Origin of the sequence: Collinsella stercoris DSM 13279 (assembly GCF_020735465.1) — a bacterium.
Taxonomy (GTDB): Bacteria; Actinomycetota; Coriobacteriia; order Coriobacteriales; family Coriobacteriaceae; genus Collinsella; species Collinsella stercoris.
Genome location: NZ_CP085935.1, coordinates 1,899,091 through 1,920,563, shown reverse-complemented (window position 1 = coordinate 1,920,563; position 21,473 = coordinate 1,899,091). Strand labels below are relative to the sequence as shown.

Below are 21,473 nucleotides of genomic sequence, written 5' to 3'. Positions count from 1 at the left end.
CGCGGCCCTTGGGCTCGAATCATCGAATCAATGGGGTGCGAGGCGCACGGTCCCATTGCTGGGGCACACTTACGCCCGGCGCTCCTCTACGCTCACGCGCTCCATGCGGTCGACGTGCTTGAACTTGGTAAACAGCGGCACGTACTCGTAGAACACGTTGGAGTTCTCCAGACCGAACCACTGCACGGGCGAGCCGGCAAAGCGGCGGATGGCGTACTTCATGGCGATGGCGTGGCGCTCCTGCTGCTCGACATCGGACTCCGGCGCGAGCGTCTTGCGAATCAGGCAGAAACGGAACGAGCCGATCGAGCCGGGCTCTTCGTACACGGAGTAGTCGTGCGTCTGGACCGGCAGCTCACCGGAGGCGGACAGGTCGGACACGATCTGGCGCAGGTAGGCGTTCACGCGCTGGTTGACCTTGTAGCCCAGGTGCAGGTGCACGCGGAACACGTAGTCGGTGCCAAAGTTCTCAACGGAGTACTCGAACGTGTGCGGCTCCTCCGTGACCTCGACGTTCAGGAACCAGTACGCGCGGGCGCGCTTGGGGTGCTTGTCGAAGATCGAGTACAGGATGTCGCGGTCGAGCATGTCGGTCGAGGTGCTGTTGGTGAGGTACACCAGGTTGTCGCAGAGCATCTCGTAGCTCGGGTCATTGCGCAGGCGGTCGAGCTGGTCCAGGTACTTGCGCACGGGGAGCATGGTGTACTGGCGGCGCTCAACGCGGCTGCCGTTGTACCAGCTCACCATGATGCCCATGATGAGGGCGGCCATGAGGATGGTGAAGTAGCCGCCGTGGAAGAACTTGGTGAGCGAGGACACGAAGAAGAAGCCCTCAAGCGCCACGAAGAAGATCACGAAGACATACGGGAACACGCGCATCTTGCGGATGCCATGCAGGTAGAAGAACAACAGCACGGAGGTGCAGATCATCGTGATGGTGATGGCCAGGCCGTAGGCGGCCTCCATGTGCGCGGAGCTCTGGAACAGCAGCACCACGATGACGCAACCCACCCACATGACGTTGTTGACCATGGGGATGTAGAGCTGGCCCTTGGTCTCGGCGGGGTAGAAGATCTGCATGTGCGGCATGAGGTCCAGGCGGCTGGCCTCGGACACGAGCGAGAACGCGCCGGTGACGAGCGCCTGGCTGGCGATGATGGCCGCGCAGGTGGAGAGGATGACGCCGAACGGGCGGATCATCTCGGGGAGCATCTGGAAGAACGGGTTGAGGTCCTCGATCATGGCGAGGTCGGCGTTGCCAGCGTTGGCGAGCAACCATGCGCCCTGGCCCAGATAGGACAGGATGAGGCAGATCTTGACGAACGGCCAGGTGGCGTAGATGTTGCCGCGACCCACATGGCCCATGTCGGAGTACAGCGCCTCGGCACCGGTGGTGGCGAGGAAGCAGCTGCCCAAGATCATGATGCCCGCATGGTTGTTGGGCGACAGCAGGAAGCTGATGCCGCGGATGGGGTTGAACGCGAGCAGCACGACGGGGTTGCCGATGACGTACAGCAGACCCGCGCCGCCCAGGAACAGGAACCAGAACGTCATGACCGGGCCGAACGCGTGGCCGATCTTAGACGTGCCGGCGCGCTGCACGGCAAAGAGCAGGCACACGATGATGAGCGTGATGATCACGACGTTCATCTGGTTGTCGCCCATGATGTCGTGGACGGCGGGGATGGTGCGCAGGCCCTCGATTGCCGTGGTGATGGTCACCGCAGGGGTGAGCACGCCGTCGGCGAGCAGCGCGGCGCCGCCGAGCATGGCGGGGATGATGAGCCACTTGCCGTATTTGCGCACGATGCTGTACAAGGCGAAGATGCCGCCCTCGCCGTGGTTGTCCGCCTTGAGCGAGACCAGCACGTACTTGACGGTGGTGAGTAGGGTGACCGTCCAGATGACGAGCGAGAGCGCGCCGAGGATGAACTCCTCGGTGACGGTCATGATGCCGCCCTGGCCCGCGAGGAGGGCCTTGGTGACGTACATAGGCGACGTTCCGATGTCGCCGTACACCACGCCGAGCGTGATGAGCATCGCGCCGATGCTCACGGGTATCGCGTGCGAATGGTGCTCGGACGCGTGTGATTCAGTTGCCTGTACCATTGCGGTTGTTGCTCCTTGGCGGGGGTGACCCGGCGGCGGCGCCCGAGGCGTCGGAGCCGAGAGGCATTTGCATGCCATCTAAACGTGCAAGCCATTATAGGGGTTGCGCAGGTCAAACGCTATAACCCGCAAGCTGCGGGAATGTAAAAAAAGCCGCCGCCGGCGACGTGCGCTAGCGGCGGTGGGGCGGCTATGGGGTTGCGGCGGAATGGGGGTGGCGCGGCCTGGCGGGGATGCGGGGTGGCGAGGGGGCTGCTGCGGGGTTAGCGCCTGCCGCGTGGGCGGTCGTTGCGAGGGCCGCCGTCACGCGGGCCGCTATTGCGAGGGCTGCTGTTACGGAGACCGCCGTTGCGCGGGCTTCCGTTGCGAGATCCGCCGTGGCTGGTGCCGTCACTGTTGCGCGGACCGCCGTCGCGGTCGTTGTCGCGACGCGGGCCGCCCTTGCGCGCGGGGCCCTTGGGCGTCGGGCCGCCGTGGCGCTCGGCGTTGCTGCGCAGCTCGCGCGTGCGCTCGCGGATCGCCTCCTCGTCCATGCCGACCATGCGCATGGCCTCCTCGGAGGTGTAGCGGCGTACCAGGTAGCACTTGTGGATGCGCTGGTTGCGTGCGAAGTCCTCGGGGATCGTCTGCTCGGTGATGTCGGTGAGCACCACGCCGGCGCGCGCGAGCTCCTCGGTGTCGGGGCGGAACGTGCGCAGGTTGCACGAGAAGATCGCCTCGCCCTCGCGAGTGAGCAAGCGCGAAAGTCCGATGAGCAGCTCGACGTGGTCGCGTTGGACATCCCAAGTGCGGTGCCCCATCTTGCTCGAGTTGGAGAACGTGGGCGGGTCGCAGAAGATAAGGTCCCAGCGGTTGCGGGTCTCTCGCATGTCGCGGATCCAGCTCATGACGTCGGCGCGCACATAGTGGTGCTGCGGCCCCACAAAGCCGTTCTGCTCCATGTTGCGTTCGGCCCAGTCCAAATATGTGTTGGACAGGTCGACCGTCACCGTCTCCTCCACGCCGGCGTCGGCCGCGTAGCAGGTGGCGGTGCCCGTGTAGGCGAACAGGTTGAGGAAATAGCGGGCGCTCTTGGCGTGCTCGCGCACCAGGCCGCGCGTGATGCGGTGGTCCAGGAAGACGCCGGTGTCCAGGTAGTCGTTGAAGTTCACGGCAAAGGTCAGGCCGCCCTCCTCGATGAGAGGGAGGTGGCGCGTTCGGATGTCCGCGGGCGTGGCGGGCGCCGCCGCCTTGCCGGGGCGACCGCCCTTGGGCGTGTTGCGGGTGCGTCCTTTGGCATCGCCCGCGCCGGTGGCGGAAGTGCCACCGGCCTGCTTGCCGTACTGCGAGCCGCCACGCGAGCGGATGCGGGCCTTGGCGAACACGTTCTCGGGGTCGACGTTGAGGATGCGCGGCGCGATGGCGAGGATGTCGAGCAGGCGCTTCTCGGCCAAGGCGGGGTCGACCGAGCGCGGCGCGGCGTACTCGGCGATGACCAGCCAACGGCCCGGCGTTGCGGAGCTGCCCTCGTACAGGTCGATGGCGGCGGAGTAGTCGGGCAGGTCGGCGTCGTACACGCGGTAGCAGGTCACGCCCTCGCGTTGGGCCCACTTGCGGCGCAACTTGGCCATCTTGCGCAGGCGGCGGGCAAACTGGTCGGACTCGGGCAGGAACACCGGGCAGGGCGCGCCGTCGCCCAAATCGAGGGCGATGCGGTTGTCGCAGGGGTCTGTCGCGCTGTCGCCTTCACCTTCTGGGGCACTGCCCGCAGGCGTGCGCTCGGCAAAGGTGAGGAGCTGGGCTTCCTCGTTGTTGGGCATGACGGCGATGCGGTTGGTCGCCGTGCCCAGGGTCTGCTCGATTACCGCGTCGCGCGTGAGGGTCGCAATCGGCAGGTCGAGCGCGATGCCGCTGCTGGAGAGCGGGGAGCCGTCGCGCACGTCGTTGACGAGTGCGAGCAGGCGCGGGAGCTTGGTGAGGGCGACCTCGGTGGTGTCGAGCGCAATGCCGCCCGCCACGGCGGCGCCGCTGATAACGGGGATGGACAGCTTGCGCAGGATCTTCTCCGCGTCGGGCTGGGCAAAGATCACGCGGTCCGCCAGGCCTGCGGCCTTGAGCACGCGGCGGGCGCAGGAGACGGCATCGCCGGAAAGGTCGGTTGCCACGATGCGCGCGGCGCGCCCGCGGGCGCGCTCGGCCTGGGCGAGGGCGTCGGCGCGCAGCTCGGCCCATGCGGCTTCGTCGTGCTCGGCCCAGCCAAAAAAGCCCCAGCGTTCGCGGTCGATGCCGGGGGCGCGCCCGGCGAGGACGGAGGCCGCCTCGAGGGTGATGCCGCCACCGGCGCAGCACAGGTCGATAAGGACAGGGAAGGTGGTGGGGGCGGAGTCGCGGGCGATGGACTGAGCGCTGTCGGTGCCCGCCTCTTCGGACGTTGCGGCGTCGAGGTCGCTGTCGGAGTTGGCGCTTGCGTTGGGTTCGTCGGATTTAGCGCGATTGGCCGCAGGTGCGGCATCGTTTTCTGCGGCGGGTGCCGCGGCGTCGCCGGTGTTCACCAGCGCGTTGGCGCACGTCTGCTGCCAGTTGATCTGGGCGAGCGCGAGCGCGGCGTAGTCGGGGCGCAGCACGTGGGCCGCGCCGGGGCGCGTGGCCTCGCGCGGCAGGCGCTTGAAGAGCGGGTCACCGGAGAGGTCGAGATGCAGGCTGGCGCGGTCGTCGCGGATCGTGAGGGAAAGACGGCAGTCGGGGCAATCGGTGTCCACGGAGGGCCGTTCGCCCAGCACACGCGCCAGACGGTCGCAGACGGCATCCTTCACGCGCAGGGCGGAGAAGTGCGAGTTGCGCAGCTCGTCGGAGGTGCCGCGCGCCGCAACGGCGAGCGTGGCGCCGGGGCGCAGGACGTGCTCCCAGGCGATGGCGGCAGCGTTCTCGTAAAGCTCATCGGCGTCGCGGGCGTCAAAGCGCGCGAGCGTGACAAAGATGCGGCTGGCGAGGCGCGACCACAGGCACGCGCGGTACGCGTCCGCGACGGGTCCGACAAAGGTGACGCGGCCCTTGAGGCGGCGCACTTGGCGCAGGCCCAGAGCGCGCAGCTCGTCGGCAAGGGCGACCTCGAAGCCCTCCGGGCAGCTGGCGAAGAACTCGTGCGATGCCTCGCGTGAGGCGTTGGGGGACGTGGACGCCATGGGCTCTCCTTGCGTCGGCGCTGTGTGAATGTGTTGACCTTAGTATTATGGCAGCTTCGGGCAAGTTGAACCTACGACCTCCGGGCAATGCAGAACATAATTGAGTATCCCGAGGTATCACGCTTAACACCGCTGTTTACCTGCTGAGATTCATCAAACTAGTCTCACGCCGTATCACGCTGGATCACTGAAAATCATGGCGAGTTAGACCATTTTGGAGACCATTCTTTCGACCCCGTCGCCATCCGAATGCCATCGAAACTCTGCAAGGGTCAGTTTCCCTGACCCTCTCCAACCCTTCCTGCTTCCGTTGATAATCCGCCCCCTCTCGTTGATGAAAACAGTATACATATTTTCATCATGCTGGCCCGTTCCCATGGGCTGCGCCTCCGCTCTGGCCCCGGGCGGAGGTCCCGTGATCCGACGAAGGGAGATGTCTAACTAAAATTAGACACTTTTGATCGGTTAGCCTGGAACCAATGAGCTTGCGTCGCCTTAATCCTGCAGCCTTCATCATCTGAGCGCTGCGCCCCGCCGCGCTCACGGACACCCTCCCGACAGGGGGCGGAAGCCCCGCGATCCGACGGAGGGAGAAGATCATGCGGAGGGGAGCAAGGGCGATCACGCTGCGCGCGGCGACGGCGGCGGAGCAGGTCGCCGCGACGGCGCTCGCCATGGGAGGACTTGACGTGAGCCCGAGGGCGTACCGCCCGGCCGCGACCGGGGCGCTGGGCGCCGCCATCATCGTCAGGGGCGCCTCGACGCCGTGGACCGTCGCGGCGGTCGAGGAGGAGCGCGGCGACGGGCTCGCCGAGGCCCGGGCCGAGGGGAGGGCGCGGGCCCTCGCCCGCCTCTTCTGCGCGGAGTTCCGCACCCCGCCCCACACCGTGAGCGCGGACGCGGTCACGGTCGAGTTCACCGGCGCCTCGACGGCGGCGGTCTCGCGCAGGGCGGGAGTCTGGTTCGACGACGAGGCGGAGGGGGCTGCCTGATGGGAAACCGAGCGATCATCACAACCAAGAAGCGAGACCTGGGCGTCTACCTGCACTGGAACGGGGGCAGGGACTCCGTCGGGGCGTTCCTCGAGTACTGCGAGCTGAGGGGCTTCCGCGCACCGGACGGCGACACCTACGGCTGGGCGAGGCTCTGCCAGGTCATCTGCAACTACATGGGCGCCGAGGGGCTCTCCGTGGGTATCTCGCGCTACGAGGGCGACGCGCGCATGGACCCCGGCGACAACGGCATCTACGTCATCGAGGGGTGGCGCATCGCCCGCCGCCTGACGACGGAGTACGGCCCCGGCTGGGAGCCGGTGGGGATGCGGGAGGTCCGCCCCGAGGAGGAGCAGGACGTGTACTCCCGCGCCGAGATGCTGCGCGACATCGACGCCGCCCAGCCCGAGGACCAGAGGCTCGGGGCCTACCTCGACGCCGAGGAGGTGCCCGCCTCCGGGGTCGTCCCGGGCGACGAGGTGTTCATGCGGCGGGTCGACGGGCGCTTCGAGGCGTACCCGGTGGCCGGCGTCGGCGACGGCCGCGTCGTGAACGGGCTCGACACTTCGGGCGTGCCCTACGTGGCGATGTACGGGGCCGACGACGCCGGCTGGTCGGGCAACGTCAACAACTACCTGCTCACGCCGACGGTGCGCAGGGTGCCGGTCCGCGCGATCTAGGGAGGAGGCCGACGGCTGTGCTGGAAGACGGGAAGGCGGGGCCCATAGGCCGCGACACCATGGACGGTATCCTGGCGGTGACGGGCGAGCTGAGGGCGCGCGTGCGGCGGGCCTTCGAGCCGTTCGAGGGCGTCTACCAGATCGATGACCTCGGCGAGTACGTCTCCGAGGACGACTGGCGCGAGGTCTGGGGCGGACGCCCGGCATGGCACGAGAAGGCGTGGATGCTCGCGGACAACGGGCGGTGGTCGGCGGCCGAGGTCGCGGCGATGTCCCCGGAGGAGATCGAGGCGGCCTACGACGACCCGGCGTTCGAGCCCGAGGTGACCTTCTACACCGAGGCCGACGAGAAGGGAGAGCTGTGATGGAAGCGGAAGCGGGAAAGCGCCTCGCCCGGGCGCTCCTCGAGGAGCTGGCGGCGGTCGCCTCGGACGACTCGAGCGACCCCGCATGGGTGCGGGGGTACGTCGCCGGGATCGCGAACGCGGCGAAGATCGCGCTCGAGCTCGAGGACGAGGCGGGTTAGAAGTCGACGAGGTCGCGCACCCTCACGCCAAGGGAGTCCGCGATGACGCACAAGATGTCGAAGCCGACGCTCACGCGACCGGTCTCGATCTCCCATAGATAGTTGTGCGAGGTCCCAACCATAGCGGCGAACTGGCGCATCGAGTGTCCGGCCTCGATGCGCCTCGCCTTGATGTTCCTGCCGAGCCTCAGGCGGCGCTCCTTCTTTTCCATTTCCCGAGCGTAACCGCTTGAAACAGCCCGCCGGTTCGCTATCATTAACCATGTACTATTCGGTTCGCTATAGCGGACCACAAGCGAGGGAGAGAAAGCCGGATGGGAAAGTACCAACCGAGGCACATGGCGCCCAAGGCGCAGAGAGGGGTCGATATGAACAAGCTGGGGAGCCGCGCCCTCGTAGGCGCGCTGACCGTCGCGATGGTGGCGCCGAGCGCGCTCGCGCCCGTCTCGCAGGCGGTGGCGGCAGACGCGCCCGCGATCGAGCGCGTCACCGTCGACACGAGCTTCACGGGCGCCGCCCAGCGCATCATCAAGGGCGAGGGCCGCATGACGGCAGAGGAGCTCAAGGCCGCGATCGATAAGGCCGCGAAGGCCCTCGATGCCGCGAAGAGCGACGCCGCACGCGCCGAGGGCGCCGACGCCCAGCAGGCGACGGTCGTCGCGAACGCGAAGGGCAGCTACGACGGCGCCTCTGCCGCCGCCAGCCAGGCCGACGCCGCGAAGGTCGCCGAGCTCGAGCGCCAGATCGAGGCGCTCAACGCCGAGCTCGTCGCCGCCCAAAAGAAGGTCGAGGACCTGAACAAGCAGTCCGCCGACGCCAGCGCCGCGCTCGAGGGCCTCGAGGCCGACAAGGCCGAGGCCGAGAAGAGCCAGACGCAAGCGCAGACCGCGCTCGATGAGGCCAACGAGGCGCTGAAGGAGGCTCAGGCCGCCCTCGACGCGCTCGGCGAGAACCCGACCGCGGACGAGCAGGCCGCCTACGACGACGCCAAGAAGGCCTATGACGAGGCCGTCGCGGACCAGCAGGCCAAGCAGCAGGCCGCCGACGAGGCGAAATCCGCGCTCGATCAGCTCACCGCCGAGCTGGCCTCCAAGCAGGGCGAGCTCGCGACCGCACAGAGCGATCTCGCGAACAAGCAGGCCGCGAAGCAGCGGGCCGACGAGGCGCTCGCGACCGCGAAGGCGAACTACGCCTCATCCGTCGAGGCCATCAAGGGCGAGCTCGTCGCCGACGAGAAGGCCGCGCTCGACGCCGCCGGCACCGAGCAGGCGAACGCCCAGGCCGCCTACGACGCCGTCAAGGACGGCGAGGACGAGGGGGCCATCGCCGAGGCCAAGGCCGCGCTCGACGCCGCCAACGAGAAGCTGGGCACCGCCCAGGCAGCCTATGACCAGGCCGTCGCGACCGCAGGTGCCAAGGCCGAGGCCGAGGCCACCGCTGCGATCCAAGAGAAGCAGACCGCTGCCGATAACGCCGCAGCCGAGCTCGCCGACTGCGAGAACAAGATCGCGACCCTCCCCGGCCAGATCGAGGGCATCGACGCCCAGATCGCGTCCGAGGAGCAAAAGGTGACCGACGCGCAGGCCACGGTCGATGCCGCCAACAAGCTCGTGAACGAGAAGCAGGAAAAGCTCGACCTCGCCGAGAAGGCGCTCGAGGACCTCGAGGCCGCGCAGAAGGAATGGGACGAGAAGGCCGCGCCGCTCAAGGAGGCCGTCGAGACGGCCAAGCAGGGCGTCGCCACGGCTAAAGCTGCGCTCGAGCAGGCCGAGGCCAAGGTCGCCGACCTCGACGGCCAGATCAAGGCGAAGAACGCCGAGATCAAGAAGATCCAAGACCAGATCGACCATGGCACTACTCAGATGATCGATGACTTCGGCGACTTCCTCACTTGGGCAGATGCTAATGGATACCTCGAGGACGATTACCTAGGCACAAATGAACTTGACCTACTTCAAGGATGGGATTCACATGACCACGACGGCTTTATCGCTAATTTCGGCTATGTGATGTCCGGTGAGAATCCCGCAAACAACCCACATTGCGGTGTGAGCTTCAAAGATGCCGACTTCATCCAGTGGTATACCCACATGGGTGATAAGAACGATGCGAGTTCCCTAACCAACGTTCTCAAAGCGCTCGACTCCATCGATGCCGCGAATGAGCTGCGTGAGGAGGCCGGGCTCGAACCGCTCAAGGTGACCTATCTCATGACCGCCGTGTCGATCCTCAACGCGAACTGGTCGAAATATCACATTGATCAGACTCATAAACTTGAACATGCGCAGACCGTCATCGCGAACACCCCGAGCAACAAACTTCCGAACGGCATGAACGTAGCGGAAAACCTTGCATATGGGAGCAACAATCCCGTCTCACTCTGGGCATCCGAGAAAGTCGACTGGGAGAAGTTCTGCCAAGAGACCTACGGCACGGTACCAGCGGCAGCGGATACCTACAACTTCTATTACGAGCATCGCCGCGACCCCGCCATGCAACAGGCATTTGCTACGTGCGGGCATTACATCAATTTGATGAGCGACCGATACGAGGTCACCGGAGCGGCCTATACGAAAGGCATGTCGAGTCAGGTCTACAATTGGGAGAATAACATCGCCACCAATAAATTCTATGGCATGGGCCTCAACGCTAACTCCTATGACAAACATCGTTTTACCACGGATCAATTCCGCGACCTCATCGAGCTCGCAATGAATAGCGGCATCAGCTCCACAGCTGACAATGGCTCTCTCGTCGAGCAGCTCGAGCAGCTGAAATCCCAGCTCGCCGAGCTCGAGCAGCAGAAGACCGCGGCCGAGGGCGAGGTGACGACCGCCCAGAACGGCGTCACCGCCGCCAATGGCCAGCTCACCCAGGCGAACAACGACCTCGCCGCCATCGGCGCGCGCCCGACCGAGGACGGCTTGCAGGCCGCCTACGACAAAGCCCAGCAAGAGCTGAATGATGCCAAGAAGCAGCAGTCTAACGCCCAGGACAACCTCGACACCGTCACCGATGCGGTGAACCAGAAGGTCAGCGAGCTCACCGGCCGGAAGTCCGAGCTGCAGAAGCAGCTCGACACGGCCAAGGGCCAGCTTGACAATCTCCGCACCGCCTCCGAGGAGGCCGCCCGCCAGCTCGCCGACACCCGCGCCCAGTACAAGAGCCTCACCGACGCCGCCGAGGCGCTCGACAACGCGGAGGCCAACGCGACCGAGGCTGATAATGCCTACGAGACTGCCAGCGCGCTCGTGAAGAGCCTGAACAGCCAGATCGCCGAGCTCAACGGCCAGATCGAGGCTGCCCGGGCCGACTATGACCAGAAGAAGGCCGCAGCAGAAGCCGCCGGCGCATCCGAGGAGCAGATCCAGGTGCTAAAGAATGCCGAGGCCGCACTCGAGACCAAGAAGCAGCAGGTCGCCCAGCTTGAGCGCGACCGCGACGCGGCCAAGCAGACGGCAGACGAGGCCGCAGCGGCCAAGGACGAGGTCGACGCCCTCGTGAACGCCATCATGGCCGACATCGAGGAGCAGACGGGCATCAAGCAGGCCGCCGAGGCCGCGCTGCCTAAGGCCCAGGCCAAGGCCGACGCATGGGCCGCGGCGCTGCCGGACGCCGATGCCGTGAAGGACGCCGTCCTGAACGGCGGCACCGCGGGCGACGCGGACGTGAAGGCCGCGCTCGATGCGGCGCACCTCGCCTACGAGGAGAAGGCCGTGCTCGCCGAGATGGCCACGGAGCGCCTCGCGCAAGCGAAGGCCGCCTACGAGTCCGCGCTCGAGGACAAGGACGCCACCGCAGCCGAGCTCGCTGAGAAGAAGGCGGCACTCGCAGAGGCGCAGGCAGCCTACGACGAGCTCGTGGCGCTGCTGCCCGAGGAGAAGCCGGAGGCCACGCCCGATGAGCCCAAGCAGGGCGCGGAGCAGGGCGGCATGACCCAGGCCGGCTACAAGCCCGCAGAGAAGACCGTGCGCGGCGACCTGCCGCAGACCGGCGACGCGGCGGGCGCCATGATCGCCGGCCTCGCGCTCGCCGGCATGGCCGCTGTCGGCGCAGGCGCGCACTTCCGTCGCAGGAACCAACTGTAAAGACATCCGATTCCGAGGGGCCCGCCCATGCGCCGGGCCCCTTACCAACTTGAAAGGAGGCAGTATGTTCTGTCCCAAATGCGGAAAGAAGGCCCCGGAAGGCTCCTCGTTCTGCCCGTCTTGCGGCTCGCCCCTCACCGAGAAGGAGTCGACCGTCAACGTGGAATCCACGCCGGACGATTCATCGGAGCCTAGTCTCGCACCCGTTCCCATGAAGAAAAAGCGCTCGAAGAGGCCGCTCATCGCGGCAGTCGCCATCGCGCTCGTCGCGGTGGGCGGCTTCATGTGCATCCGCGCACTCGCGGCACCCAAGGAGGACCCCCATGTCGCCAAGCAGGCCGAATCGGGCGTCGAGGAGGAAGCGTACGAGGACCTCGAGGTGAGCGGGATCAAGGCCGACGACGAGGAGGGCCTCGGCCGCTGCGTGAAGCTCACCGTCACCAACAACACCGACGAAATCGCGCGGAACGTCGAGATCACGGCGACGGGCGATTTCGAGATCGTCGACGAGTACGGCGACAAGGACAAGACGCAACTCGAGATGACGCTCTCCTGCTGGTCGCCAGGTTACGGCACGGGCGGGACCATCGCCTACCTGATGCCGGGCGAGAACGAGGTCGTGCTGCTCGCCGAGAAAGGGGACGGCACGGTGGCTTCCTACACGCCCGACAACGGTGACGAGCAGAAGTTCGGCCTCGAGGATGCAAGCGACATCGAGATTGAGACCGGCGGCTGGGAGCAGCTCGAGCAGAACTACGACATCCTCACCCCGGAGGAGTGCGACCTCACCATCGACATCGCGCCGGACGGGAAGCTGAGCGGGACTATCACGAACAACACCGAGGACAGGTGGCGCAAAGCCGAGGTCTTCCTGCGCGCGGAGGACGGGAACGGCGGCCCGGGCGGAGCCCTTCTGAAAATGGCGAGCGACGACTTGAGGACGTCGTTCAGCTACGCCGACGTCTACGCGGAGTACGTGAAGCCGGGGGCCACCGTCGACCTCGTATCGGAGGTCGGGGCAAGAAGCGAGGCGCCGCGAGCCGAGGCGATATACGTCCTCGTGGAGAAGGACGTCTAGCCGCCACGCCCCAGCACGACGTGGTCGCGGCGAACGACGATGCCGCCGTGCGCGGCGGTATGCCGAGAATCCGCTCGCCCCGGCCGTTGCCGGCTGAGGGACGGGGCGCGGGGCCGACGCTCTATCGTCGGCCCCTTTTTTGTCGACAAGGGCGGAAAGGAGCAAATCATGACAGGGAGCAGGAGGGCGGCGGCGCTCGGGCTCGTCGCGGTACTGGGACTCGCCGGGTGCGCGCCGGGCGCCGCGGGGAGCGGCTCGCAGGGATCGGGGCCGGCGGAGGGCTCGGCGGCCAGGCAGGAGGCGGCTCCGAAAGAGGAGGCCGAGCCCGTCGCCGAGCACGACTACGAGACCGAATGGTTCTACGTGGACGTGCCCGACGGCTGGACCTACAGCGAGGACGGCGGCCCGAACACGTGGTTCGTCGAGGGCCCGACGGAGGCGGACGACGGGGCCGTCGTGTACCGCTTCCATGTGACCGGCGCGAACGTCGGCGCGGACGGCAACGTGGGCGGCGACACCGTGATCGTGGGCGGCCCCCGGCTGGAGCAGTACAGCGCGGTCGTCGGTCCCGCGCCGGACGGGACTGCGGTGTACCTCTTCGGCGTCGGCGCGCCCTTCTTCGCCACGGACGGCCGCTTCGAAGGGGACGACTTCGTCACCATCGTCAACGGCGTGACCGATCCCGACCTTGCGACCATCGCGCTCAAGACTGACGAGGCGGAGGATTCCGGCGCACCGTCCGTCGACGAGGCCTTCGTCGCCAAGGCTCGCTCCGGGCTCAGCGTGCCCGACGACCCGTCCATCACGTACTCCGTGGACGGCCCGTTCCTGTGGGGGGCGGAGGGGAAGTACCTCCCCTTCATCGAGTTCTATCAAAATGGCGAGCCGGTCGCCTCCGCTCTGTGCTGGGAGGACGGCACGCCCGTCCGCAGCATCTACGCCTATACCGCCCCCGAGTAGGGGCGCGGGCTGAGCGGAATAGGCGGGGTCGATTATCGGCCCCGCTTTTTCTTGCGCGCGTCGGCGCGTCCCGCAGCGCGGGGCCCGCTCCATTTTTTATCAGGCGCGATGCTGTCCGTGCCGCGAGCCAAAAGCCGGCGCGTTCGTCGGGCGTATCGCCCAGGGGAGTCTTCGGCTCACAAGCTCGAGGCCCGATGCTGGGGGCGGGACCGGTACGAAGCGGCCCCGCCTCCAGCCCGCTAGGCGCACTCGCCGCCCGGCTGATCGCTGAGCCGCTTGTTCTCCTCCGAGAGCCTCGCGCAACGCTTCTCCTGCCGCTCGAGGCGTTCCACCAGGAGGTCCTCGCTGAGGTAGCACTCCAGGATGAAGCTGACGATGAGCTCGGGCGCCGGTCGCCCGATGTAGGTGATGAGGTCCATGCAGAGCTCCGCCAGCCGGTCGCGGCTCGCCGTGCTGAGCGCGTGCGTCAGGCCCGGGTACTTGTCGGCGGCCGTCTCCAAATCGTATTTGCACATCTTTGTCACCTCCCTTCGTCTCCCTCGCTGGCTTTCTCGCTGACATTGTCCCCCGCCGGAGGGGTCGGCCCGGCGACATTCGCGAACACGCGTTTGACCCGGGGTTTTGCGCCTCGGCGGGGCGGGCCCCGGTCGGCGCCGGCAGCGCTGCACCGCATTTCGGGTGCCCTGAGCTGCCGTTTCCGTTTTAAGGCCCCTCACGCCCCGCCGACGGCGCGCACGGGGGTGTGCGGGTGCGCCCGCAGCCGCCCCCGGGTCGGCGGGCCGCCAGGGCGGCGTGAGGGGCCAAAACGGGCGCCCTAGAGCTCCGGCGAGTCCTGCGGCTCGGCGCACGGGACCGAGGGGGCGGGGGCCGAGGGCGAGCGCGGCGGGAACACCAGCTCCTCGAACTCGTGGGAGGCGCCCTCGAACTCCCGCGTGCCCATCCTCCTCACGAGCCCGGACAGCACGCGCCCGACCTCGTTCTGCCCGCCGGTGAGCCGGTCGCGCCCGAAGCGGTCGGCGAGGAAGATGAGGCCACGCCGGAGGACATCGCAGGCGCTGCCCGCCAGCGCCCGGAGGCGCTCCGCCTCCCGGAGCTCGGCTTCGGCGCGCTCGCGGGCGTCGCGGGCACGCGCCTCCTCCTCGGCGGCCGCGCGCTCGCGCTCGGCGGCCTCCCGCTCGCGGGACTCGACGGCGGCCTCCCGCTCGGCGAGGCCGGGGTGCGGGAGCTCGGGGTCGAGCCCGAGGCGGAGCGGGACACCGATCGCGTCCATCGCGTCCGAGGCGTAACTGTCGAGGGCGTCGCCCCAGACGTCCGGGTCCACGCGGCCCTCCTCGTCGAGGAACCACTCGTTCAGCTCGTAGTCCTCCGGGATGGCGTCGAAGAGCCAGACGCCCTCCTCCCCGCAGGCCTTCGCGCAGGCGTCGCGGTCGCCGTAGAGCCCGTCAAGCAGCTCGTCGAAGTCGTCCTCGACGGCGTCGGGGTCGACGACCGGGGCGTCGGAGCCCGGCAGGACGCAGGTGCGGTAGCGGTCGGGGACCTCGGAGTCGTCGGGCTCGTAGCCCTCGAGCCTCGGCCCGTAGAGGTAGAGCCATAGGGCGTGCATGTCGGGCGGCATCTGCGCGGGCCTCACGAGGTGCGCGAAGGCGGGCGGCTCGTAACCGTTGAGCAGGACGCTCGCCTGCGCCTCCCGCCGGGAGAGCTCGCGGGCGGCGGCCCGGGCGGACTCTGTCTCCCCCCGCGCCAGCCTCCGGTCCGAGAGCGCCCCCGCCTTGATCTCGCAGGCCTCCTCCCACGCCTTGAGGACGATCTCGTCCGCCTTCTCGATCGCGCCGTCGAGCACGGCCTCCGCGTCCTCGCGCATCCGCTCGATCTTCTCGCGCTGCGCGCGCTCGCGGCGCTTGCGCCCCTTGTACTCGGGGAGGGTCTCGCCCTTGCGCCGGGGGTCGCGCTCGCGGTCGAGCGCCTCCATCCCGTGCTCGGCGAGCCACTCGTCGGCCGCGTCCTCCATCGCCTCGCGCACGCTCGCGGTGAACGCCGCGAGACGCGTCGCGCGCCTCACGTCGCGCTTGCCGCCCGAGGCCGCCTCGGCGGGCTCGACGCCGTGCTCGCGGAGGGTGCGGTCGACGTTGAACTCGCCCTCGGAGTCGATGAGCGCCCAGAGAACGTGCGCGTGGGGCGTCGCCTCGTCCAGGTGGACGTCGACGGCGACGATCCGGGCGCCGAGCTCGCGCATCCGCCCGAGCGCGCCGCCGAGGGCGGCCTCGAGACAGCCCTCGGCGGGCGACTCCTCCGCGTCGCCGACCTGGATTATCGTCTCGAACAGGCGGTGGCGCGCATCGTTGCAGTAGTCGCCGAACTCCTTGACGCGGGACGGGTTCTTGCGCCAGCCGGCGCTGGCGAGCTTCCTCGCGTACTCGGCGCGCAGGGTCGACTCGTAGAACGAGTCGACGGCGGCGCCGGTCCGCCCGGCCTGCTCGCCGCCCGTCAGCCACTCGCCCTCGGGCATGGTCTCGTCCCAGTGCAAGTTGAGCGGCCTGCCGGCACCGAACCGCGCACCGTCCCAGAGGTACATCGAGCCGTCGTTGTGCTGCGGCTGGTAGCCGCCCTTGCCGCCCCGGGGGCCGCGCTGGGCGTGAAGAGATGCCTTCATGGCGTCCTCCCTAGAGCTCGTCCGCCTTCTCCGCCCGCACCGCGCCGCCCGCCGGGCGCCCGTCCTCGGGCGCCGCACGGTCTAGGCGCTCGCGGTGCGGCGCGTCGGCATGGAACCGCTCGACGCCCCGGAGGTACATCAGGGCGTCGTTGTGTTGCGGCCGGTGGCCGCTCGCGGCGCCCAGAGCGCCGCGCTGGTTGTGAAGAGATGTCTTCATGGCGTCCTCCTTGATAACTCGTCCGTCAACTCCCCCGCGCGCGCCGCCACAGGGCGGCGGCGCGGGGGTCTCCCGTGGCGTGCCCACGCCACGTAACGCAGTACGCAGCGTTGCCGTGGCAACGCTGCCGCCCGCACGGGGCGAGCGCCGCGCCCGTCCGCCTCGCGGACGGGGAGGGCCCGGGGAGCGGGGCTCCCCGGGCCGGCCGGCCTCACGTCGGGCCGGGTCCCGGAGGGCACTCGGCGGGAGCCTCGGGCCCGTCCGCGCCCCGGCCCTCGCGGGCCTCGAGCAGCACCTCCGCCAGCGGGGCGTCGGGGCTCGCGTGCGCCTCACGGCAGAGGCGCTCGAACGCGCCGACCGTCATGCGGTCGGCCGCGGCCGCGATGTCGCGCGCCCGGCGCTCCGCCGCGCGGCGCACGGCCTCCGCCTTGCGCCTGCGCGCCTCCGAGAGCCTCCTCGCGTAGAGCTCGATGAGCTCGTCGTCGGTCTTCTTCGCCATAACGATGGCCTCCTTTCACGGTGTCGCGGCACCGGGCCCCGCTCCCCGGAGAGGGGCGGGGCGGCCGGCCGCCTAGATCCAGCGCCCGAGGCGATCCTCGTCGGGGCCGTCGGGCATGTCCTCGTCGTCGGGATCGTAGAAATCATCGGGATCGCAGAGATCGCCGGAACCGTAGACATAGTCGGTATCGCAGAGATCGCTGGGATCGTAGAACCCGTAGAGCTCGAACAACTCGTCGAGGTGTTCGGACAGGGTCGGCGACGTCTTGGGGGTGCTGATGCCGCCCTCGGGCATGTAGCCGTAGAGGATGAGGCCCCCGTCGGGCCCGTACCCGATGTCGCCGGGCTTCTTGGGCGAGTCGTTTGTCGTTTCCATTTCCTTTTCCTTTCATCCGTGACGGATTGTCTGGCGAGCTGACCTGACTGATCGCTCAGGGCCGTCGCGTGCCCGAACGCCCCCGCTCATGGCCACAACACCAGCCACGAATCGGGGTCATCGCTGCGCATGCACTCGACGATCTCGGCCAGCATGTCCTCGGGCGCGACGATGTTGCGGTTGCTTTTGCGGCAATCCTTCCACGTGTTCGCGTTGAACTTCCCGTGGTGCTTGGAGGAACGGGGGATGAAGCGGTTGATCCATCGGCAGCAGGCATCGACGCTGCCGCGCTTGCCGGTATCGAGGGCCGCAAGCGGACCGATCGCCAGGGCGCCCTGCCGGTACGCGCAGACGGCGGCGCGGACGAGCGTCCATACGGGATCCTTGCTGACGTACGCGCCCTCGAGCCCATAGCGCAAAAACCAGACGTCCCAGTCGGCGCGCGTGCGCAAACAACCGCCCTCACGGGCGATGCGCTCGCCGAGGCGCTTCCCCTTCATGAATTCCTCGACGCTGTCCCATGGGGCCGTATCAACAGACGCCACCTTGAAATCAACGCCGTCGAGAGTCAGGGTGCCCTCAGCAAGCGTCTCGCGCAGGGGACGGCGCTTCATATCGAAGTCCATCGAAAGATAGCGGCCCTGGTCCCTAAAGCCGAAGTCCGCGCGCTCGGAGCGCGACGTGAGGGCGCGGAACGACGTGGGGCGGGCCTTGTGGGTCTCCACGCGCCCCGTGCGCGACGCCACGGCAAGCATGAGCGCGTGCCGGTCCTCGTACGAGTCCTTCTCCTCACCGGTCACGAGCGAGTTGTGGGCGCAGACGCCCGGGTGCCCGCCCAGCACGGAATCGGCGCCGCCCACGCGCAGCGAGACGTTGCCGCGCGTAGTGAAATTGCAAAGGTCGTCTTGGACATGCTTCAGCGACCAGACGGACGGATCCTTATACCCCGTGAGCTGCAGGCGAGCCTCGCGGAAATATTTCGCGAGCCCGTAAAGATCGAGCTCCTCGATAACGTCGGCCGGGGCATCGGTGATGAAGCCGTCCGTCGTGACGGAAAAGACCTCGTAACCGAGGTCGTGAAGCTGATTGATCGCCATCACGAGCAGGACGCGCACGAGAGCGGTGATCATGCACGCATGATAGGGGCTCGTAATGGACGATCCCTCCAGGTCTTCCATGCACCCGGTCATGGCGTTATATGTGGCCTTGGGGCTCACTCCCTGCGACACTTTGCCATAATTGCAGTTGATGCCGAGCTTTGCGAGCAGTTCGGCGAGAGACTTGGCGCCGTACATTTCCACAGCCTGAGCACGGGACTCGACGAACATGCGACACACCTCGGATAGGCTGCGAGAGAACACCCCGTCGTCGTTGCGAAGCGTCCGCAGGAGTACGGCGTGACGAATGATGACCCTCGCCCCCAGCTTCTTCGCTGCCCAAAGCTCGGGGCCAGAGGCGACGCACACGTTCGCGCCCTTTGACGTGCGGGGGAAAACGAGCGACCCATCGCAGGCGATACCGATGGACGGCTGATACACGCTGCGGGGAAACTCGAACTCAACCTCAGCGAGCAGCGGCGTGCAGGGCCCTAGCGCGGCATCGAAGTCATCCCAAGAGAGCTCGGCGTCGCGCCATTCCCTGAGGATGGGGGATGTCCAGTCGATGTCGACGACGAGCATCATCCCCGTAGGGTAGGCGTTGCGCGCGTCGACGTCGTAGGTGATGTAAGGGAAGCTCCCGACGTGCATGCAACCGTTCAGCCCTCCGTGGTACCCGGCCGACGCCATGTTCATGACCGTGGCGGCGTCGGTCGAGTGCGGCGTGAGCTTCGAGAAGGGCACCATCCCCGTCGCCGTGTAGGCCATACCGCGCTTGATTTTGACAAGGCCGCGATATTTGAGGTCAAATTCAGCCTGGTTCGCGCAGCGCAGATATTCGCCGATGGATTGACGCGCCACGCGGGCGGCGGCGCCATTTGCCGTGACGGGCAGCTCGTTGTTCTCGCCGAAAAGGGCCTTCGCATAGAACAGGGCAATCACGGCATCGTTGACGGCGTACTCGCAGAACAGCACGGGGTCGACGGTCCACAACTGATCCATGTTCTCCTTCCACTCATGGGGAATATCAATCTTCGGAAGCCCGATGGCCTCGCCGAGGGCGGCGAGCGTCTTCTTCGCGGCCGGCGCATAGCACATCGTGTCGCGCACATTCAGCAGCACCTGCTGGAACGCCCAGGATCGCGTCGCTGTTCCCACCATGAGAGACACGGGGCGGAGCGTCACGAGGCCGCCCTGCACCTTCGATAGGCGCGTCATGAGGTCCTTCTCGAACAGGCCGCGCTCGAACGTGGTCGCATCGGCCATCCCGAAGTGCTCAACCAGCGTGACGACCAGTCGCCAGTCGGGGTCCCGTTCGCCGGCGCTGTCACGCCCCACATCGGTATAGTCGTTCGTGTAACCGACGGAGCAGCCCGAGGCGCGCGTCCCAGCGAACACATCGCGGTAGCGGTACGCCGACGGCTCCTCATGGTCGGCCAGCCGGTCGTCGTCATAGGAGGATTCGGCCCGGAGCAGACCACGATACGTGAACTCCTCGGTCACGGCGCCGTGCTTGTCGTAAGACCTGCCGATCACGGGAAGGTCGCGGGCCTCCGCTTTCGTCATTCGGGCAGGCTCCATCAGGGCGGTGAGCTCCTCGTCGTAGGGCAGCGCTTCGCACATGGCGAGGAACGTTTCCACGCGAGCCCTGGCGGACGCCATGCGCTCACCGCTCCCATGCCTACCGGTGATGCGAGGCGCGTGCACGCTCACCAGCTCGCACTCCCCGGGCTTGCCGTCCACGGGCATGTGCACGAACCAGCACTGATAGTCCGCATACTCGTAGGCGGGAGACATCCCGCGAATCACGACCGCGAGCGCGTCATCGCGCGAAAGGCGCTCCCCGGTCATCGAGAACATGATCCACTGGCGCACCGCGTCGCCATCCAGCACGGTGAACTGGTACGTCAAGACGTACCGCACGCCGTCAACCTCCACGTACTCCGTGTCAAACCCCACTTCGACGTGCGGCCCGGTGAACTCGCGCCCGCGCATGGCGTCCAGGGCCGGAATACCGAAGCCGTTGTGGATGCGCTCGATGGCCGTGGTCGCGTCGCCTCGCGCGAGCACCGGCAAGGGCGCGGAGACCCCCACAGCCCGCCCGGCGGCCTGCCCCGACGGGGCCCCGGAATCCCGCGCGCAGGGCGCGCTCGGCGCGCCGCCCGCGCACGGTGCGGCGGGGCGGGCGGGGGCAAACAGGGGCGCCTCGCGGGTTGGGCACCCCAGCTCGCGAAGTGCCCCCGGTTTGTTTTCGCAGGTAGACAATGAAGTGGGCCCTGAAACCTGTGGTGCAAAAGCCTCGTTTTGCACCGTCGTGCACCTCGGAGAGGGCGTCTGGGGGGTGTTTTGCGCAACAGATAGCTTTGCTGTGTCAAGCGCTTTTACCTCGCGATACAGGACGCCGAACTGCGGGGCGTAACGGCTTTTGACCAGCTCCCCGTACCCAGCGAAACCGTATCCGGGTTTGTATCCCGAATAATTCCAGCCTTGCTGTTCCAGAGTCTTGAGCTGCTGCTCCGTTAGCTGTAGGGGCATCGCGGGATAACTCTGTTGCTGGTCGCGCGTTGTGGACTGCTCCGTGACGGTGGTCTCGGTTCCATCGCTGAGAATGACCTTGTAGGTGCGTTCAGGCTGCTTCTTCACGACGCCCACCGCCTAGTCGGAGAGCAGCGCGCCGAGGCGCCGCTTCTGTTCGTCGGTGGGTGCCGGGTTTTGTTTGGCGAAACAGCGCTGTGCGTGTTTCACGGACGCCGCTTCGAGAGATTCGTCGTTCGCATGAACTCGATCTGTTGTAGGTGGCTTCATCGGTCAACCACCTACTCGCTTAGATGCGCGTTGAGATAGCGCTCGAGTTCAGCTATGGGGTATACGACGGTGCGACCGAGGCGTGCGAAGCGCGGCCCTTTCTGAGGGGTCTGGCAGCGCCAGTTTCGAAGCGTTTTTACTTTGATTCCGAGTGCAACAGCAGCTTCGTCTTCACGTAGCGCGAGTTTCGGTGTTTTGTCAGTATTAAGCCTAGTTTGCTTGTCGTTTGCCACAAA

Annotated in this window: 17 protein-coding genes; 7 read left to right on the top strand and 10 right to left on the bottom strand. The window is 67.3% G+C overall.

Annotated elements, in window-relative coordinates:
* Positions 1-69: 69 nt before the first annotated feature.
* Positions 70-2,109: a KUP/HAK/KT family potassium transporter gene (locus tag LK434_RS08110; protein WP_006721940.1), complete on the bottom strand. Its 2,040-nt coding sequence runs from the start codon at positions 2,107-2,109 to the stop codon at positions 70-72.
* A 263-nt stretch (positions 2,110-2,372) separates the two neighbouring features.
* Positions 2,373-5,270, bottom strand: coding sequence for a THUMP domain-containing protein (locus LK434_RS08105; RefSeq protein WP_227917715.1), 2,898 nt, complete (start codon positions 5,268-5,270; stop codon positions 2,373-2,375).
* 599 nt (positions 5,271-5,869) lie between these two features.
* Here LK434_RS08105 and LK434_RS08100 point away from each other — a divergent pair.
* From LK434_RS08100 to LK434_RS08085, 4 genes are read left to right on the top strand one after another with little or no spacing between them, the layout of a single operon-like run.
* Positions 5,870-6,262, top strand: a complete 393-nt coding sequence (locus LK434_RS08100) for a hypothetical protein (protein ID WP_072414865.1) — start codon at positions 5,870-5,872, stop codon at positions 6,260-6,262.
* Positions 6,262-6,942, top strand: a complete 681-nt coding sequence (locus tag LK434_RS08095; RefSeq protein ID WP_006721943.1) for a hypothetical protein — start codon at positions 6,262-6,264, stop codon at positions 6,940-6,942. The genes LK434_RS08100 and LK434_RS08095 overlap by 1 nt, the downstream gene beginning before the upstream one ends.
* 17 nt (positions 6,943-6,959) lie before the next feature.
* Positions 6,960-7,307, top strand: a complete 348-nt coding sequence (locus LK434_RS08090; protein WP_006721944.1) for a hypothetical protein — start codon at positions 6,960-6,962, stop codon at positions 7,305-7,307.
* The gene (locus tag LK434_RS08085; protein WP_006721945.1) at positions 7,307-7,468 is read left to right on the top strand and encodes a hypothetical protein; all 162 of its coding nucleotides are present in this window, start codon (positions 7,307-7,309) and stop codon (positions 7,466-7,468) included. Before LK434_RS08090 ends, LK434_RS08085 begins: the two co-directional genes overlap by 1 nt.
* Here LK434_RS08085 and LK434_RS08080 read toward each other — a convergent pair.
* Complete coding sequence (locus tag LK434_RS08080) at positions 7,465-7,680, bottom strand: helix-turn-helix domain-containing protein (protein ID WP_006721946.1); 216 nt, start codon at positions 7,678-7,680, stop codon at positions 7,465-7,467. The two genes, LK434_RS08085 and LK434_RS08080, sit on opposite strands and share 4 nt — an antisense overlap.
* A 156-nt stretch (positions 7,681-7,836) precedes the next feature.
* Here LK434_RS08080 and LK434_RS08075 point away from each other — a divergent pair, with 156 nt between their 5' ends.
* From LK434_RS08075 to LK434_RS08065, 3 genes are all read left to right on the top strand, one after another.
* Positions 7,837-11,556, top strand: a complete 3,720-nt coding sequence (locus LK434_RS08075; protein ID WP_227917714.1) for a coiled-coil domain-containing protein — start codon at positions 7,837-7,839, stop codon at positions 11,554-11,556.
* 64 nt (positions 11,557-11,620) lie between these two features.
* On the top strand, positions 11,621-12,634 hold the full coding sequence (locus LK434_RS08070; protein ID WP_040361998.1) for a zinc-ribbon domain-containing protein: 1,014 nt from the start codon (positions 11,621-11,623) through the stop codon (positions 12,632-12,634).
* Positions 12,635-12,802: 168 nt separating this feature from the next.
* The gene (locus tag LK434_RS08065) at positions 12,803-13,594 is read left to right on the top strand and encodes a hypothetical protein (protein ID WP_227917713.1); all 792 of its coding nucleotides are present in this window, start codon (positions 12,803-12,805) and stop codon (positions 13,592-13,594) included.
* A gap of 239 nt (positions 13,595-13,833) precedes the next feature.
* Here the strand turns inward: LK434_RS08065 and LK434_RS08060 are convergent, their stop codons facing one another.
* The 7 genes from LK434_RS08060 to LK434_RS10605 all read right to left on the bottom strand — a co-directional run bounded on the left by LK434_RS08060 (position 13,834) and on the right by LK434_RS10605 (position 21,470).
* Entirely contained in the window at positions 13,834-14,109 is a 276-nt protein-coding gene (locus LK434_RS08060) for a hypothetical protein (RefSeq protein ID WP_006721949.1), read from the bottom strand.
* A gap of 299 nt (positions 14,110-14,408) precedes the next feature.
* Positions 14,409-16,244, bottom strand: a complete 1,836-nt coding sequence (locus LK434_RS08055) for a hypothetical protein (RefSeq protein ID WP_227917712.1) — start codon at positions 16,242-16,244, stop codon at positions 14,409-14,411.
* A gap of 10 nt (positions 16,245-16,254) precedes the next feature.
* Positions 16,255-16,461, bottom strand: coding sequence for a hypothetical protein (locus LK434_RS08050; RefSeq protein ID WP_040362005.1), 207 nt, complete (start codon positions 16,459-16,461; stop codon positions 16,255-16,257).
* A 211-nt stretch (positions 16,462-16,672) separates the two neighbouring features.
* Complete coding sequence (locus LK434_RS08045) at positions 16,673-16,960, bottom strand: hypothetical protein (RefSeq protein WP_227917711.1); 288 nt, start codon at positions 16,958-16,960, stop codon at positions 16,673-16,675.
* Positions 16,961-17,032: 72 nt separating this feature from the next.
* Positions 17,033-17,335, bottom strand: a complete 303-nt coding sequence (locus tag LK434_RS08040) for a hypothetical protein (RefSeq protein WP_006721950.1) — start codon at positions 17,333-17,335, stop codon at positions 17,033-17,035.
* A gap of 86 nt (positions 17,336-17,421) precedes the next feature.
* Complete coding sequence (locus tag LK434_RS08035; RefSeq protein WP_156777700.1) at positions 17,422-20,526, bottom strand: hypothetical protein; 3,105 nt, start codon at positions 20,524-20,526, stop codon at positions 17,422-17,424.
* Positions 20,527-21,248: 722 nt separating this feature from the next.
* Positions 21,249-21,470: a helix-turn-helix transcriptional regulator gene (locus tag LK434_RS10605; RefSeq protein WP_187371229.1), complete on the bottom strand. Its 222-nt coding sequence runs from the start codon at positions 21,468-21,470 to the stop codon at positions 21,249-21,251.
* Positions 21,471-21,473: the final 3 nt, after the last annotated feature.